Source organism: Corynebacterium guangdongense (assembly GCF_030408915.1).
In the GTDB taxonomy this organism is placed as follows: Bacteria; Actinomycetota; Actinomycetes; order Mycobacteriales; family Mycobacteriaceae; genus Corynebacterium; species Corynebacterium guangdongense.
Window position 1 is genome coordinate 67,369 of the sequence record NZ_CP047654.1, and the last position, 15,441, is coordinate 82,809.

18 protein-coding genes are annotated in these 15,441 nt (G+C 68.4%); 9 read left to right on the forward strand and 9 right to left on the reverse strand.

Annotated elements, in window-relative coordinates:
* Positions 1-9 precede the first annotated feature (9 nt).
* Together CGUA_RS00330 and CGUA_RS00335 are read left to right on the forward strand one after the other, a co-directional pair.
* Entirely contained in the window at positions 10-528 is a 519-nt protein-coding gene (locus CGUA_RS00330; RefSeq protein WP_290196558.1) for a DUF1707 SHOCT-like domain-containing protein, read from the forward strand.
* A gap of 314 nt (positions 529-842) precedes the next feature.
* On the forward strand, positions 843-1,037 hold the full coding sequence (locus tag CGUA_RS00335) for a hypothetical protein (protein ID WP_290196560.1): 195 nt from the start codon (positions 843-845) through the stop codon (positions 1,035-1,037).
* Positions 1,038-1,068: 31 nt separating this feature from the next.
* On the opposite strand, the gene CGUA_RS00340 is transcribed toward CGUA_RS00335, so the two are convergent.
* The 5 genes from CGUA_RS00340 to CGUA_RS00360 all read right to left on the reverse strand — a co-directional run bounded on the left by CGUA_RS00340 (position 1,069) and on the right by CGUA_RS00360 (position 6,086).
* On the reverse strand, positions 1,069-1,986 hold the full coding sequence (locus CGUA_RS00340; RefSeq protein ID WP_290196562.1) for an Lrp/AsnC family transcriptional regulator: 918 nt from the start codon (positions 1,984-1,986) through the stop codon (positions 1,069-1,071).
* A gap of 100 nt (positions 1,987-2,086) precedes the next feature.
* A complete protein-coding gene (locus tag CGUA_RS00345) occupies positions 2,087-3,283 on the reverse strand; it encodes an MFS transporter (RefSeq protein ID WP_290196563.1) in 1,197 nt (398 codons plus the stop codon).
* Positions 3,284-3,395: 112 nt separating this feature from the next.
* On the reverse strand, positions 3,396-4,157 hold the full coding sequence (locus CGUA_RS00350; protein WP_290196565.1) for an ABC transporter ATP-binding protein: 762 nt from the start codon (positions 4,155-4,157) through the stop codon (positions 3,396-3,398).
* Positions 4,150-4,929 carry an ABC transporter permease gene (locus CGUA_RS00355; protein WP_290196567.1) on the reverse strand — a complete coding sequence of 260 codons (780 nt, stop codon included), beginning with the start codon at positions 4,927-4,929 and terminating at the stop codon, positions 4,150-4,152. The genes CGUA_RS00350 and CGUA_RS00355 overlap by 8 nt, the downstream gene beginning before the upstream one ends.
* Entirely contained in the window at positions 4,926-6,086 is a 1,161-nt protein-coding gene (locus CGUA_RS00360; RefSeq protein WP_290196569.1) for an ABC transporter substrate-binding protein, read from the reverse strand. Before CGUA_RS00360 ends, CGUA_RS00355 begins: the two co-directional genes overlap by 4 nt.
* 283 nt (positions 6,087-6,369) lie before the next feature.
* On the opposite strand from CGUA_RS00360, the gene CGUA_RS00365 reads away from it, so the two are divergent.
* From CGUA_RS00365 to CGUA_RS00380, 4 genes are all read left to right on the forward strand, one after another.
* Positions 6,370-6,915, forward strand: coding sequence for an OsmC family protein (locus tag CGUA_RS00365; protein WP_290196570.1), 546 nt, complete (start codon positions 6,370-6,372; stop codon positions 6,913-6,915).
* A 4-nt stretch (positions 6,916-6,919) separates the two neighbouring features.
* Positions 6,920-7,957, forward strand: a complete 1,038-nt coding sequence (locus tag CGUA_RS00370) for an acyl-CoA dehydrogenase family protein (protein ID WP_290196572.1) — start codon at positions 6,920-6,922, stop codon at positions 7,955-7,957.
* A gap of 10 nt (positions 7,958-7,967) precedes the next feature.
* Positions 7,968-8,264, forward strand: coding sequence for a CHY zinc finger protein (locus tag CGUA_RS00375; RefSeq protein ID WP_290196574.1), 297 nt, complete (start codon positions 7,968-7,970; stop codon positions 8,262-8,264).
* A 589-nt stretch (positions 8,265-8,853) separates the two neighbouring features.
* Complete coding sequence (locus CGUA_RS00380; RefSeq protein WP_290196576.1) at positions 8,854-9,342, forward strand: Gmad2 immunoglobulin-like domain-containing protein; 489 nt, start codon at positions 8,854-8,856, stop codon at positions 9,340-9,342.
* Positions 9,343-9,737: 395 nt separating this feature from the next.
* Here the strand turns inward: CGUA_RS00380 and CGUA_RS00385 are convergent, their stop codons facing one another.
* Together CGUA_RS00385 and CGUA_RS00390 are read right to left on the reverse strand one after the other, a co-directional pair.
* The gene (locus CGUA_RS00385) at positions 9,738-10,277 is read right to left on the reverse strand and encodes a hypothetical protein (RefSeq protein WP_290196578.1); all 540 of its coding nucleotides are present in this window, start codon (positions 10,275-10,277) and stop codon (positions 9,738-9,740) included.
* A 50-nt stretch (positions 10,278-10,327) separates the two neighbouring features.
* Positions 10,328-11,641, reverse strand: a complete 1,314-nt coding sequence (locus CGUA_RS00390) for a M20/M25/M40 family metallo-hydrolase (protein WP_290196580.1) — start codon at positions 11,639-11,641, stop codon at positions 10,328-10,330.
* Positions 11,642-11,672: 31 nt separating this feature from the next.
* On the opposite strand from CGUA_RS00390, the gene CGUA_RS00395 reads away from it, so the two are divergent.
* Positions 11,673-11,984 (forward strand): monooxygenase, encoded by a 312-nt coding sequence (locus CGUA_RS00395; protein WP_290196583.1) that lies wholly within the window; start codon positions 11,673-11,675, stop codon positions 11,982-11,984.
* A 24-nt stretch (positions 11,985-12,008) separates the two neighbouring features.
* Complete coding sequence (locus CGUA_RS00400) at positions 12,009-12,512, forward strand: DinB family protein (protein ID WP_290196586.1); 504 nt, start codon at positions 12,009-12,011, stop codon at positions 12,510-12,512.
* A gap of 44 nt (positions 12,513-12,556) precedes the next feature.
* Here CGUA_RS00400 and CGUA_RS00405 read toward each other — a convergent pair whose 3' ends face one another.
* The gene (locus CGUA_RS00405) at positions 12,557-14,116 is read right to left on the reverse strand and encodes a succinic semialdehyde dehydrogenase (RefSeq protein ID WP_290198407.1); all 1,560 of its coding nucleotides are present in this window, start codon (positions 14,114-14,116) and stop codon (positions 12,557-12,559) included.
* On the opposite strand from CGUA_RS00405, the gene CGUA_RS00410 reads away from it, so the two are divergent.
* Positions 14,006-14,749, forward strand: coding sequence for an SDR family oxidoreductase (locus CGUA_RS00410; RefSeq protein WP_290196588.1), 744 nt, complete (start codon positions 14,006-14,008; stop codon positions 14,747-14,749). The genes CGUA_RS00405 and CGUA_RS00410 overlap by 111 nt on opposite strands.
* On the opposite strand, the gene CGUA_RS00415 is transcribed toward CGUA_RS00410, so the two are convergent.
* Positions 14,746-15,429: an aspartate/glutamate racemase family protein gene (locus CGUA_RS00415; RefSeq protein WP_290196590.1), complete on the reverse strand. Its 684-nt coding sequence runs from the start codon at positions 15,427-15,429 to the stop codon at positions 14,746-14,748. The two genes, CGUA_RS00410 and CGUA_RS00415, sit on opposite strands and share 4 nt — an antisense overlap.
* Positions 15,430-15,441: the final 12 nt, after the last annotated feature.

The following is a 15,441-nucleotide window of genomic DNA, read 5'->3' on the forward strand; positions in this document are numbered from 1 at the left end:
TTGGCCCCCATGGACCCAGACGCCAACCTCCGTGCGGGGGATCCCGAGCGTAATGCCGCCCTGGACCGGCTCGGCCGCTATTTCGCCGACGGTTACCTCGACATCCAGGAGTTCGACGAGCGCACCCGCAGGGCCGCGGCCGCCCAGACCCGGGGTGAGCTGGCCCAGCTGTTCGTCGATCTCCCGGTGGTTCCGGGCGTCGCGGCCTCGAGTGAACTCGTCGCCGAGGCCGGCGCGCAGGGCGAGTTGGATGAGGTGGTCCGACGCAACCGCAGGGTGCAGGCCATTGACGGGGTGATCTGGTCCGTCACGATGATCACGTTCTTCCTCGGGCTCTTCGTCCTCAACTGGAACTACTTCTGGGTGGTCTTCCCGCTGGCCGCCTTCACCAGTTGGGGAGTGCGGGCGGTGTTCCGTCTCGATCCGGAGGAGGAGAAGGTGGCCAAGGAGCTGGCGGAGAAGGAGAAGAAGGAACGCGCCGAGCGGCTCCGTCACGCGGCGGACAAGCGCACGGAACTGGGACGCTGAGTCGGCGGGCGTGTCTGCGGGAAACGCCTCGATGAGGTCGCGCCTGCGCCGCCGGAACCCGCACAGCTGTGCGGGTCAGCCTCTCCGACCGTGAACGACCCCTGCTCACCCGCCCGTCGTCCCGCATGGCCGGCGGACGGGCGGGGAGACGGTGGTTATTCTCCCGGCGACCCTTGTGGAAGAGGCCTCCGAGGCGTTGACTGGACGCTAAGAGGCCCCCGTTACCGACCCCGTCACCTCCGTCGACGCCGCTTCAACGCGCCCGGGACTTTCGCGTGAACACCCGAGAAGTATCGACCCCGAGAGGAAGCGTCATGCTCAGCGAACGCCAGAGGGACATCAGCACCGAGACCACGACCAAGCAGAAGACCGCGCTGCTGACCATTTTCGACGACGAGTACATGCAGCAACAGAGGGAGCTCGTCTCCGAGTGGGAGCGGCTGGACTGGCTTGTCGACGAACAGGGCAGGGAGTCATTCCCGGCGAGTGATCCGCCGGGGAACTACTGACCTGGGGACCCGGGACCGTGACCGTGCGTGGTCACGGTCCCGGCCTGTTTCCGGCGGGGCGCGCCGAACCCAGGCGCACAAGGTCGACCGCGGTGACCCCCAGGTCGGCCAGGGCCGTGTCGACGAGTTCGACCAGCGCCTCCGGCGAGGGTGTGAGCAGGTTCGCGACAATCGGGTACCTCCCGGTGCACGCCGCCACGAAGCGGCATTCCGGCAGCGCCCGCAGGCTCTCGCCGACCTTCCGGATGCGCCCCGGGAGGACGGAGAGCCAGAGGAAGGCGTCACCGGTTCCGCTGAGGGCCGCCGGATGAATCTCCGCCTCGAAGAAGAGAATTCCCTCCTCGACCAGCTTCGCGCGACGACGCGAGATCGTGGAGGGATCGACCCCGGCTTCCCGGGCGATGCGGCGGGTTTCCATGCGGCCGTCGCGGCCCAGCGCGTCGATGATGGCCCGATCGAGATCATCGAGCACCCGGTCAGCGGCGGGGGCGATGGCCTCCCCGCCGGGCCATTCCTCCAGGATCTCGAAGGTATCGAGCCTCCGAACCAGGGGGCTGCGGGGCAGCAGTCGCAGCACCGCGTTCTCTCCCTCGATCCTCGTCGTTGCGCAGATGAGTTCGGAGCCGTCCCGTGACAGGCGGACCCACCGCGTCTCCGGCAGCCGGGCCAGCCGGGCCGCCAGCGTCGGGGCGGCCGAGGGATCCGTGCTTGTCCGTGTGAGGACGGCGTCCCGGCCGTCGACGCCGGGAAGGACCCGGCCCACCACGCGGAGCAGCCCCTCCTCGCGCAGACGGGTGAATCTGCGCGAGACCGTGCGCTCCCCGACGCCGAGTGCGTGCGCGATCTCGGAGAGCGGGGCAACCGGGGCCCGGTCGAGTTCGAGCAGCAGCCTGCGGTCGGTGAGGTCCAGGTTCAGCGGACCCGGGGGTCCGGAACGTCGTGCGGTCATGGAGTTCTCCGGGTCGGGAATGGTCGTGCTCTCCTACGCGTGGTCCGGACCCCAGTATGGCGCAGAGCGGCGGCCGGTGTCCGGGGCTGCCGGGCTGGCCTCAGGGTTTCCTGATGTTGGTCCGCACCAGCAGATCCGTGCGGACGATCTGCGCGGAACGGATGAGCGCGGATACCAGGGCCAGGAGGGAGAGGACAAGGAAGGGGGAGCGGGCACCCGCGAGCGGGAGGAGAAGCTCCATGATCACGGGCAGACCGAAGCCGAGGTAGGCGGCGACGTAGAAGATGCCGACGGCGATGCCGTGGGAACGGGCGGGCGCGAGGTAGCTGACGTCGAGAAGCCCCTGCTGCAGGCTCAGGCCGTAGGCGCAGCCGAGGACCATGCAGGCCGGGACGAAGAGGGGCAGCGGAAGCGACGCTCCGCCGAGGGCGGCGAGCCCCATGCCAGCGCCGGCCAGCAGCGCACCGGCCACGCCCGCGCCGGGCCCCCAGGCCAGGCGGCGGCTGATCACCTGGATGAGCAGACCCGAACCGAAGGACAGCAGCGCCGCCAGACCGGGGACGAGCAGGGCCGGGACGGCGCCGGCCTGCGCGCGGGCCGAGAGGATGACCACCGCCGTCGTGACCGTGCTGAACACCCAGACCGCCATGGGCAGGGCGGCGGCCAGGGCGCGGCCGAGGGTGCGGTACGGGACGTCGACACGTGCCCGCGCCGCCTGCCGCGGGGCGGCCGGAGACGTCGCATTGCCGACGAGCAGTGCCAGCGCGATGGTGAGCAGCGAGAACGTGACGGTCAGCGCGAAGGCCGCCGGCAGGCTGAACCTCTCCGGGATGAGGTAGATGATCGCCCCGGAGAACACCGGTCCGACCGCGAAACCCGAGGTGAGGAAGATCCCGGCCAGGACCGCCCCGCCGTTCGGCCGGATCTGGCCGGCCCAGACGGTGCCGGCGCTGGTGGTCAGCCCCACGCCCAGTCCGACGATGAAGCGGCCGACCAGCACGCCGATCTCGTCATGCCAGAACAGCAGGCTGGTGTTGCCGACTGCGGCGAGCGTGGCGCCGGTGAGGACGACCCCACGAGCCCCGACCCGGTCGACGAGCGCGCCACCGCCGAGCAGGCTGGGCAGCAGTCCGAGCGCGTAGATGCCGAACGCGGCGTTGACGGTGACCCCGGAGAGCTCCTGCCAGTCGCGCAGCGGGCCGAGGAGGGAGGCGAAGTGGTTGGCCGCCCAACCGGCGCCGAGCAGGAGCAGCAGCACCGAGACAAATACCCGTTGGTGCGAAACTCGTGTGCTCATCGGTGCCTCCCGGGTGCGCGCCTATCTGTCTGTGATTCGAATCACCATACCGGTCGTGCCGTAGGCGCGCAGCGGATTGATGCGGAAGCACCCCTGGGTGGGCAGGCCGGGCCTAGTGCTCCAGCAGCCCGAGGAGATGATGGCGCAGCTCGTCCTTGCGATCCTCGGCGCTGGCGTCCTCGGTGCCGAAGCGGGGACGGGCCAGATCCACGGTGAGATCCTCGATGATGGTGGCCTCCGGGCCCGGTGACATGACGAGGACCCGGTCGGAGAGCAGGACCGCCTCGTCGACGTCGTGGGTGACCATCACGACGGTGCGGCGGTTGGCCTCCCACACCTCGAGCAGCAGGGACTGCAGCTGGCGACGGGTCAGGGCGTCGAGGGCGCCGAAGGGTTCGTCGAGAAGCAGGATGTCGGAGTCGATGGCGAAGGCGCGGGCCAGGCCGACGCGCTGCTGCATACCGCCGGACAGGCGCGCCGGGCGACGATCGGCGGCGTGTGCCAGGCCGACCTTGTCCAGGTACTCGTCGGTGAGTGTGGCGCGTTCCTGCCTCGACAGCGAGGGGCGGGCGGAGCGCAGCCCGAAGTCGACGTTGCCGCGGGCGGTCATCCAGGGCAGCAGGGCGTGGTTCTGGAACACCATGCCGCGATCCGGGCCCGGCCCGGTGACCTCGGTGCCCGCCGTCGTCACCGTGCCGGTGGAGGGGAAGTCCAGGCCGGCGATCATGTTGAGGATGGTCGACTTGCCCGAGCCGGAGGGGCCGAGCAGCGAGACGAACTGGCCCTCCCGGATGGCGACCGAGGTCTCGCCGATGATCGTCGTGGCGCCGTAGGACTTGGTGATGGCGTCGATCTCGATGTGGTTGTTAGTCATGGCGGACGACCTTCTGCAGGGAGGCGACGAGGTGGTCGAGGATCAGGCCGATCAGGCCGATGAGGACGATGGCGACGACGATCGCGTCGACGTCGAGGCGGTTCCACATGTTCCACACGAAGAAGCCGATGCCCTGGCCGCCGACGAGCATCTCGGCGGCGACGATGACCAGCCACGAGGTGGACAGCGACTGGCGCATGCCGGTGACGATGCCCGGCAGGGTGGCCGGAACCATGATGTAGATCAGTCGCTGCCAGCCGGAGGTGCCCAGTGTGGCGGCGAGGTTGCGGTAGGTCGGGTGGATGCCGCGCACGGCCTCGATCGTGTTGAGGAGGGTCGGCCACAGGGCGGACAGGACGATGACGAAGACGGCGGTGTTCTCCGCGTCGCGAAGCAGCGCGAGACCCAGCGGGAGCCAGGCCAGCGGGGAGACGGGGCGCAGAATCTGCACCATCGGATCCACCGCGCGGCGCAGCACCGTCGAGGTGCCGAGCCAGAAGCCGAGGGGAATGGCGATCAGCATGGCGATGAGGAACCCGATGATCACGCGGCGCAGGGAGGCGACCAGGTGCCAGAAGATGCCCACCGACGCCGGGCCGTCGCGGTAGAAGGGATCCGAGAGGATCTCGGCGCCACGCTGGAAGGTGCGCGCCGGGGTGGGGGCGATGTCGGAGAGCCAGCCCGCGGACGCGGCGCCCTGCCAGACGGCGATGAACGCGGCGAAGATCAGCAGTCCCAGAACGGGTGCCTGCCAGCGTTGGCGGGTGGTCATGCGTTGCTCCTTGGGTAGCCCTCGGTCGGGGTGTTCGGGTTGAAGAGGCGGCCGTTGATCTCCACCGGGGTCATGGCGGTGTCGGCCTCGCGGGGCAGCACCGAGGCGGCGGCGTCGATGATCGTGCGGTCGTCGAAGTCGATGCCGAGATCCCACCGGGCGATCTGCGCGGCCATCCAGGTGATCGCCGTGGCCGAGGTCGGATCGCCGAAGTTGATCATGTCCGGGTCGACGATCTCCTCGCCCGCCCAGGACAGGTAGGAACCGGCCAACGCCGGGGCGATGAGCTCGGCCTTCTGGTTGAGGTACTTCTCCTGCGCCAGCATCGGGGCGGCCTCGGCGGTGTGGGCCGGGTTGTCGACGAAGGCGGCGCCGTCGTGCAGCGCGGCGACCAGTGCGTCACGGACGCGGGGATCGGTGTCCTTGGCGACGGCGACCGAGCAGCACGGGTGTCCGTCCCACATCTCCTTCGTCGGGACGAAGATGCGACCGGACTTCGTGGCCAGGGCGCGCTGGTTGAAGGGTTCGGGCCCGATGAAGCCGTCGATGGTGCCCACGCTGAGCTGGGCGATCATGTCGGCCGGGCGAAGCAGGCGCAGCTCCAGGTCGGCGACGGGATCCACGCCGTGGGCGGCCAGGTAGTCGCGCAGGAGGAGGGCGTGCACCGAGTACTCGAAGGGGATGCCGAGCACCATGTCCTTCAGGTCACCGGCGTGCTGGACCCGCGGGTGGTGCGCGGCGGCCAGGGTGAGCGCCTGGCCGTTGGTGTTCTGGGTGAAGGCGAGCTCGGTGGGACGGGCGGCGGTGGTGGCGCCGGCGTCGGCAGCGATCGGCATGGGGGAGAGCATGTGGGCGACGTCGAGGGCGCCGGTGGCGTAGGCGGTCCACAGGTCGGCCCAGCCGGCGAACTTCTTGAGCTGGACGTTGAGCCCGTGGGCCTCGAAGGCGCCACGGGCGTGGGCCGCGAGCAGGGGAGAGGCGCAGGCGATCGGGACGAAGCCGATCGTCACGGGGGCAGAGCTTCCGGGGGCCGGGGAGTGCGGCTGGCTGGCCGCCGACGAGCACGCCGTCAGGGCCGCTCCGGCCGTGAAGGTACCGCCGATGGCGAGCGCGGCGCTCAGCAGCTGACGCCGGGTCATGTTCAGTGGCTCAACCATGTGGTTCTTTCCTCATAGACTGCTCTGTCTAAAATATCTGGTGGCGAATATTAACCCCTTGGACTTGAGTTTGTCACGTGACGGAGGATGGGCGGAGGCCACGAAAAGCCTGGGGGAACCGTGCGATCCTGCTGGTGATGCCAATTAATATTCAGTATCAGATAGGCTTCCACCAGCGCCGTTGAGGACAATGTTGTTCTCATAAAATAGACAACCTTGTCCGTTTTCAGTCGGGAAGATTATGCTCACGGGCAGAATAAAAATCGACATCAAGGAGAGTTTCATGTCTGACCTCACTCCGAACCACACCGCCGGCGAGCCGATCGAGCCGATCGACACCGAGGCACTCAAGGAACTGGCGCAGAAGAACATCGACAACCCGGAGGGCGGCCGCAAGAAGATCCGCACCCACACCGAGGCCGACGGCTACTTCCGCAACAACACCGAGGTCCGCGGCCACGTCATCAAGGTCGGCGAGCCGAAGCCGCTGCTCGGTGACGATTCCGCCCCCAACCCGACCGAGGTCGCCCAGGCGGGTCTGGCCGCCTGCATCGCCGTCGGCATCCAGGCCATCGCCCAGCACCGTGGCGTCACCCTGACCAAGCTGGACATCGACATCGAGTCCGACATCGACGTCTCCCCGACCTGGGGCGTCGGCGACCTCTCCGAGGACAAGCGCCCGGGCGTCTCCGACGTTCGCGTCAAGATCGACCTCGAGGGCGACGCCGACCGCGAGACCCTCGACCAGATCCAGAAGGACGCCGTCCAGTGGTCCCCGGTCGTCAACACCTACACCCGCCCGGCAAACCTGACCTCGGAGCTCGTCTAAACCCATGTCGAACTATCTCCCCGAAGCCCTGCTCGCGACCGTCGCCGAGAACGCCAAGGCGGTCGACAAGAACGAGAAGAGTGCGGCGTACGTCCTGGAGCTGCTCCGCGACGCCGACCTCACCGGCAAGGACGTCAAGACCTCGGTCAACGTCATCCGGGAGCTCTCCCGCGAGGACCTCTCCGTCGGCTTCACCACCTGGGCCACGTTCTCGACGTACACCTTCCTCGTCTCGGCCGGCACCGCCTACGGTGACGCCCAGGCCAGCAAGCTCGTCGAGGAGGCGCGTCCCGGCGTGACCGGCATGGCCGGCTCCTTCAAGGAGCTCGCGGGCGCGGGCGAGATCGACCTGACCTCCGAGAAGGTCGAGGGGGGCTACCGCATCAACGGCAAGCTCGGCTGGGCCTCCAACCTCTACGACAACGCGATCGTCGTCACCGGCGCCAAGGACGCCGAGGGCAACAAGATCATCTTCTCCTTCGAGGCGGGCCACGAGGGCGTCGGCTTCGGCCGACCCTTCGGCCTGCTGGGCCTCAACGCCACCCAGTCCTCCTGGGCCACCTTCGACGACGTCTTCATTCCGCAGGCGCAGGTCCTGACGGAAAACTTCCGCGAGTACATGCTCTCGGTCCGTTCGGCCTTCGTGCTGGGCCAGATCGCCGAGTGCCTGGGTGTCGCGGAGGCCGCCAACGCCGCCGCGGAGTCCAAGCTCACCGGGATCAAGGAAACCTTCCGCGCGGATCACGCGAAGTCCCTCGAACTCACCGCCGACGTCGCACGGCGGTGGGAGGCGCTGGTGGAGAAGGTCGCCTCCGGCGAGCAGCTCACCGACGTCATCGAGCTGCTGGAACTGCGTCTCGACGCCTCCGACGCCGCCGTCACCGCGGCCAACATCGAGGTCCGCGTTGCCGGCGGCGCCGGTTACGCGTCCTCCTCGAGCACCTCGCGCCGCTACCGGGAGGCCTCCTTCATCCCGGTCCAGTCCCCCTCGGAGGCGCAGCTGCGCTTCCAGCTGGAGCAGGCCCGCGCGAAGATCGCCTAACATCCAGGGCATGATTCGCGGAGTTGGGGTGGACGCACAGGGGCGGTGCGTCCACTACCGTTCGCTCGTCGACGTCGTCGGCAACCGCTGCGCCACCTGCGGCGACTTTTTTGCCTGCCACCTGTGTCACGCGCAGCTCACGGACCACGAGTTTGGGCGCATGCCTGTCGACGCCGCCGACGCCGTCATGTGCGGAGCCTGCGGGAAGACGATGGGTCACGGGGACTACGAATCCTCCTGCCCCGCCTGCGGGCACCGCTTCAATCCCGGCTGCCACAGCCACCGGCACCTCTATTTCCAGGTGTGAACGATCCGGTCGCCCCGCCCCGCTGCACTTCGCTTTCCGCGAGATTCCGCGTGAATAGGACGGGTGGCCCAGGGAGTATGTCCGGGGATTGAGGCCCGGGACGTCGCCCCAGCACGGGGCCGGCGATGGTGTTCCATTGCCTGGTGGTGGAACATGGCGACGGTTACGGTCCCGAGCACGTCGAACTGTGTGCCGACGCCCCCGAATGGCGGAGGTTTCACGTGAAACGTCACCTCTGCCGGGTGTGTTCCGTGGCGACCATCAACCGGGTCTTCGGAACCGCCCGTGGCCAGAAAGGCTCGGTGGACGCCAGGCCGTGAAAAGCGGAACCCTCCCGGACTTCTGCTCCACCGGTGCGACGGTGCCTGTCGGCAGGGTGCTGGAGCACCACACTTCCGCAGAGGCATTGACCTTCCCTTGGTGCTGTGTGACGATTGTCTCACCTTAGTGTTGCCAATTGGGTCGGTACCGACCTCCGGAAGTTTCTGAGACGGCGACGGGAGCCCAAAAGGTGCTGGTCGTGGCCATCTGCGCGTGGTGCCGACCTCCGCTGTGACGAGACGTCCGCACAACCGCAAGGGGACTAATCATGACCATCAAAGTTCAACAACCGCAGCCCTACGACATCGTCAGTAATACCGTTCAGATCGCCGGAACCGCCGGCGGGGCTTTCGAAGCCAGCTACAACTACCGCATCAGTGAGGGCCACGACGAGGTCGAGGGCTACTTTATGGCCGGTGACGGCGCTGGCGGACACGGCCAGTTTCAGACGGTGGCCGATGTCTCCGGCGCCGCATTCACCCATGTCGTGGCCTATGTTGAGGTATTCCACACCTCGCCCAAGGATGGCTCACCTCGCGACCGCGTCGTGGTGCCGGTAATCCTCGGCGCGCGCATCGTGCCCGGATATACCTCTTACTTCGAGCACGTGGTGAAGAGCGGTGAGACGCTGTGGGGAATCGCCCAGCAGCATTACGGCACCGGAAACCTGTACCACCGGCTGCTAGCGGCGAACCCCTCGATCACCAACCCCAACCTGATCCACGCGGGTGATGTCATCCGGGTGCCGCGCGCCTAGTCAGGCGGGCGTGGGCGTCGCGGTGCCCTACGGCTGCGGTAAGTGGCCTTAAGGTCAGGCCGTGGGCATGGCGCCGCTGCGTGCCGGAGGTGGTGCCGGAGATGTCAGATCGTCACGAATGTTCGGCTGGCGATCACCGCATCCGGAAGTTGTTGCGCTGTTGCGTTTCGAGCTCGTTTCACGCGGTTTCAGCCGGTGGGTACCGCGATTCTGCGGATGGGCGGTATCGGGATAAAGCCGGGAATCCGGACCTGCCCGGACTTTATGTAGTCCAATTTCCGGGGACCGGTGCACACCCCACACCCGTCCGGAGGGGCACGGAAGGCAGACAGAAAAATCGCCCCGACTGAGGCAGTCGAGGCGAGGGCTGTCCCTGGATGTCCAGGTCGCGCGGGCTAGAAGCTGGAGCCCAGGTTCGGCAGCCGGAGATTGACCTGGCCGGTGATCTGGGCGATGGCCTGCTCGATGATGGTCAGGACGTCGGGGATGACCACGGAGACCGGGCCGGCCGGGACGGTGACGTAGGGGGTGCCCGGGGCGACGCCGACGTTGATGGCGTCAGCCGGCGGTGCGGGCTGGGCCGGGGCGCTCGGAACGCCGGGAGCGTTCGGTGCCGGGGCGCTCGGGGCGGGGGCGCCCGGAGCCGGTGCCTGCGCGCCGCCACCCTTGAGGCCGCAGCGGTTGGCGGCCTCCTCGACGCGGTTGAGCGCATCGGTGATCTCGCCGCCACGCGGGTGGAAGGGGGCGACCAGCTGGGCCTGGGAGCGGATGGACTCGTACTCGGCCTCCGTGGTCCAGTAGGCCTCGGCCTGGGTGCAGGAGATCTGGCCCGCCGGGATCTTGGCGAGGGCGTCGTCGATGGCGTCGGCGTTCGCGATGGCGGGGGACAGGGTGACGGCGGTGGCGGCGGCGATGGCGGCGAAACGGGTCTTCATGCCGGCCATCATCGCACGGTTGTGACGGGAGTGAAAGCGCAATGCCCTGATTAGCCGACAAACTTGCGGATCAGCGAGTCGTAGGCCCGCACAGTGAGGTTGAGGTCCTCCAGGTGAAGGTGCTCGTCGTGGGAGTGCAGCTGCGAATGCGCCGCCGCCAGGCTGCGCTCCCTGGCGTGCAGCGCGAAACCGAAGCCCTTGCCCCCGGCGTAGCGGGCGAAGCGCAGGTCGGAGCCCCCCGTGGAGAAGATCGGGATGACGTCGCTGTCCGGGTAGAACTCGCCGTAGGTCTCGACGATGGCGTCCCACAGCGGGCCCTCCGGCGCAGACACCGTCGCCGGTTCAGTGAGCAGGTGCGTGATGGTGACCTGGTCGGCCATGTCGCCCAGCGCCTCGGTCAACATCGCGTCCACGTCCTCCTGTGAGACGCCCGTGGGCTGGCGAATGTCCAGGTCCAGTGACGCGGTCGACGGCAGCACGTTGATCGCGCTGCCGGCGCGCACGATGGTCTGCGCGATGGTGGTGTGGGAGAACGCGTCCGCGAAGGAGGCGAGGTCACCGAACTCGTGAAAGTCACCCTCGCCGCGCATCAGTGATTCGTTGAGCTCCTCGTCGAAACGGAAGGCCTTCACGAAGATCTGCCACGACCTGTCGTCGATCATCGGGCGGTGGGCCAGGGAAATGCGGCGGGCGACTTCCCCGATCTTCACGATCGCCGAGTCCCTGCCGTAGGGCGTCGACCCGTGGCCGGCGTCGCCGGAGACGGTCAGGCGTCGCTGCGCGGCGCCGTTCTCACCGACGTTGACGACGATGGTGTCCGATCCGTCGCGTCCCGGGATGTGGGAGCCGCCGGTCTCGGAGAGACAGTTCTTCCACGAGAACGCGTCCGGGGCGTTCTGGTGGATCCATCCGGCGCCGAGTCCGGCGCGGGCCTCCTCGTCGGCGAGTCCCACCATCGTCAGCGTGCCCCGGGTGCCACGCTTGGCCGCCTCGCGGGTGACGGCGGCCATCGTCGCGGTGATGAAGAGCATGTCGACGGCGCCGCGGCCGTAGATCTTCTCGTCCCTGATCTCCGCGCCGAAGGGGGCCACCGTCCACTTGGTGTGATCCACCGGAACCACGTCGGTGTGGCCGAGCAGCGTCAGCGGCTCCGCGTCCGGGTCGGACCCCTCGACGGTGAAGGCGATGGAGACGCGGCCCGGGTGCGGTTCAAAACGCTGGACCTTGACGTCGGTGCCCTCGAAGAACTTGGCGAGGGACTCCGCGTTGCGCACCTCCCCGCCGGAATCCGGCGTGCCGTCGTTGACGCACGCGTTGCGGATCATCTCCTGGAGGAGCTGAAGGGTGTCATGGTACAGGCTCATACGGCCATCCTATCGGGCGTAAAGGGGGGCCATGACAACTCTTCTCGTATTTGAATTCCCCTCCACCGGCCCCTTCGGCGCTGAGGCGGTCGAGGCCTACCGCGATCTCGCCATCGACATCGCCGGCGAGGAGGGCCTGGTGTGGAAGGTCTGGATCGAGGACCCGGCTCGCCAGGTCGCCGGCGGCGTCTACCTCTTCACCACCGAAGAGCTCGCCGACGCCTACACCGCCAAGCACACCACCCGTCTCGAGAGCTTCGGCGTCACCGGTGTCACCGCCACCAGGTACCAGGTCAACCAGGAGCTCTCCGAACTTGACCACGCCGTCCTCAGGCGCCCCTGACAGGGCGCACCTACACTCGGGGCCATGAACCTCAACACCACCCTCATTGATCTCGCTGACCGCGCCGAAGTTTCCGTCAAGACCCTCCCGGCACTGACCGCCGGGCAGCTCAACGCCCACCCGCTCGGCCACCCGAACTCCATCGCCTGGCTCCTGTGGCACACCGGCCGCGTGCTCGACGCTCTGACCAGCCCGCTGACCGGTGACGAGCAGCTCTGGGACGCGGAGTACAAGGCCAAGTTCGGTCTCGGCGCGCTCGCCGACGGCACCGGCGTCGGCCACACCACCGAGGAGGCCGCCCAGATCACCGCCGAGGATCAGGACCTCCTCACCGACTACATCGTCGCCGGCCTCGAGCGCTGGCGTCAGTACGTCGCCTCCGTCGAGAACGTCGATGAGTTCGAGGAGATCGTCGGTGAGTTCAAGGGCGGCCCCCAGACCCGCCAGGCGAAGCTCACCCTCGCCATGGTCGACGCCGTGCGCCACATCGACCAGGCCCTCTATGTCGCCGGCATGCCGGAGCTTTAACACCCGGCTTGTCGACGCCGGAGCGTGATCCCCGCGTCGGCGCGCTAAGGCAGAATCCGCTTGCCCAGCTTCAACGCGGTCCGCGCCACCGTCGCGAACTTCTCCCGGGGCAGGAATTCCGGCCCTGAGGTGGACATGAAGCGCTGGACGGCGATGGTGCGCGGCTCGGTGTACTTGAGCAGCCCGTGGTCACCCTGGCGCCGGCCGACGCCGGAGGCCTTCCAACCGCCCATCGGTGCGTGGAGGGAAATCCAGGCCGCGGAGTAGCCCTCATTGACGTTCACCGTTCCGGCGTGCATGCGGGAGGCCAGCGCGCGGCCGGTGGCGGTGGCCGCCCAGATGGAGGCGTTGAGTCCGTAGTGGGTGTCGTTGGCCCTGTGCACGGCGTCATCCAGGCTGTCGACGATCTCGATGTAGACCACCGGGCCGAAGACCTCCTCGCGGTGCAGGGCGGCGTCGGCGGGAACGTCGGTGAGGACGGTGGGGGCGTAGAAGGTGCCGCCGAGTGATTTTCCGCCGGTCAGCACCCTCGCGCCCCGGGACACGGCGTCCTCGACCAGGGCGGAGACCTTGGCGTGGTGCTCGGCCGAGATCAGCGAGCCCATGTCCACCGTCCAGTCGCGGGAGCCGTCGACGCGCATTGCCTCCACGTGGGCGACGAACGCGGGAATGAACTCCGCGGCGACGTCACGATGGACGTAGATCCGCTCGACGGAGATGCACAGCTGGCCCGCGTTGGAGAAGCAGGCGTTCACGGCGCCGCGGGCGGCGCGGGCGAGATCCGCGTCGGGGGCGACGATCATCGGGTTCTTGCCGCCGAGTTCTCCGGAGAAGCCGATCAGCCGCTGCCCGGCCTGCGCGGCCAGGGCGCGGCCGGTCTCGGTGGAGCCGGTGAACATGAGGTAGTCGCACTGCGCCACGATCTCCTGGCCGACCACCGAACCGGCCCCGGTGACGACCTGGAGCAGGTCCTCGTCCAGCCCGGCCTCATGGAGGAGCGCGGCGGCGGTGAGCGCGGTGCGCGGAGTCTTCGCGTCGGGCTTGATGACGACCGCGTTCCCCGCGATCAGGGCGGCGACGGCGTCGGACAGCGCCAGGATGAGCGGGTAGTTCCACGGGGCGATCACCCCGACGACGCCGACCGGTGCGTGCTCGACGTGGGTGGTGGTGATGATCGGCAGGGTCGGGCGCACGGTACGGGGCCGGAGCAGGCGGGCTGCCTGGTTGGCGTAGTGCCGGGCGGTGATGGCGGAGTCGAGGATCTCCTCGTGGGCGTCCTTGCGGGCCTTGCCGGATTCCTCCTGAATCACGTCCATGACCTCGTCCTGCCGGTCGAGCAGCAGGTCGTGGTAGCGGTACATGATCTTCTTGCGCTCGGAGACGGGGGTGTCGGCCCAGCGTCGTTGGGCGTGGCGGGCGCGGTCGAAGGCGGCCCGGGTGTCCTCGGCGGTGTGGGAGGTGACGGTCATGTTTCTCAGCATATGCTGAGAAACATGAAGAGCATCGTGATCACGGGAGCGGCCGGTGGCCTCGGCCGTGCGGTCGCCGAGAAGTTCCTGGCCGAGGGCTGGCTCGTCGGCGCGTACGACCTCAGCGAACCGGATCTGCCCGGCGCCGTCACCGGCGTCCTCGACGTCACCGACGCCGAGGCATGGGAGCGGGTCCTCGCGGAGTTCGCCGAGCGTTCGGGTGGGCGAATCGACGTGCTGCACAACAACGCCGGCGTCATCATCGAGGGCCCGCTCGCCGACGCCTCCGTCACCGGCGTCGACGGCGTCATCGCCGTCAACGTCCTCGGCGTGACCCTGGGCGCTCGGGCCGCGCACCCCTACCTGCGGAAAGCGAAGGGCACCCTGGTGGGCATGGCCTCGGCGGCGGCCATCCATGGACAGCCGGGCGTGGCGGTGTACTCGGCGACGAAGTTTTACGTCAACGGGTTGACCGAGGCCCTGTCGTTGGAGTGGCGCCGGGACGGCATCCGCGTCATCGACATCAACCCCTTGTGGGCGAAGACGCCGCTGGCCGAGAACAACGCGGCATCGGTGCGCCGGCTCGGCGTCCGCATCACCCCCGGACAGGTGGCCGAGCGGGTGTGGCAGGCCGTGCACCCCGCCAACGCCTGGGAGCGGGGCGGAATGCACTACGGCGTCTCCCCGCTGGACCGGTTCCTGCTCATGCTCGGTGGCTTCGCGCCGGATCGGCTGCGGCGTCTCCTCACCGGCCTGATCGCGGGCTAGGTCACCGCGGTGACCAGGTCGGCGACGTGGGCGTCGATGGTGTCGAGCTTGGGGATGGCCAGGTCGACGCCGTCGAAAAGCGGCGGCAGCTCCGTGCAGCCGAGAATGGCCAGCTGGGCGCCCTCCTCGGCGGCCAGGCGCTCGACGATGGCCGCGACCCCGTCGATGGTCTCCCGCCGGATGACGCCCTTTTCGATCTCCTCGGTGAGCTTGCGCTGGATGTAGGAGATTTCCTCGGCGTTGGGCGTGACGCAGCGGGTGCCGGTCGCCTCGATCGGGGCGGAGACGAAGGTGCTGGTCATGGTGAACTCGGTGCCGAGCAGCGCGACCGTCTCGTACGCCGCGCTGGCGCGGACCGTCGCGTCGACCGCGCTGACCAGGGGGATCGGGGAGTCGGCCGCCACCCGGTCGAAGACCGCGTGCGTGGTGAAGGCGGTCATGGCGGCCAGATCGCAGCCGGCGTCGGCGAGCGAGCGGATACCGCCGAGCAGGTAGGTCGTGAGGCCCGCCAGATCCCCGGCGCCCATGTACTCGAAGACCTCCAGGTAGGAGAGGTTCTCAATGGTCAGGGGTGCGACGACGTCCGTGCCGGTGGCCTCCTGGATGCCACGCAGGACCCGGTCGTAGTAGATGACGGTGGATTCGGGTCCGGTGCCGCCGATGAGGCCGAGTTTCTTCATGGCACCCACCTT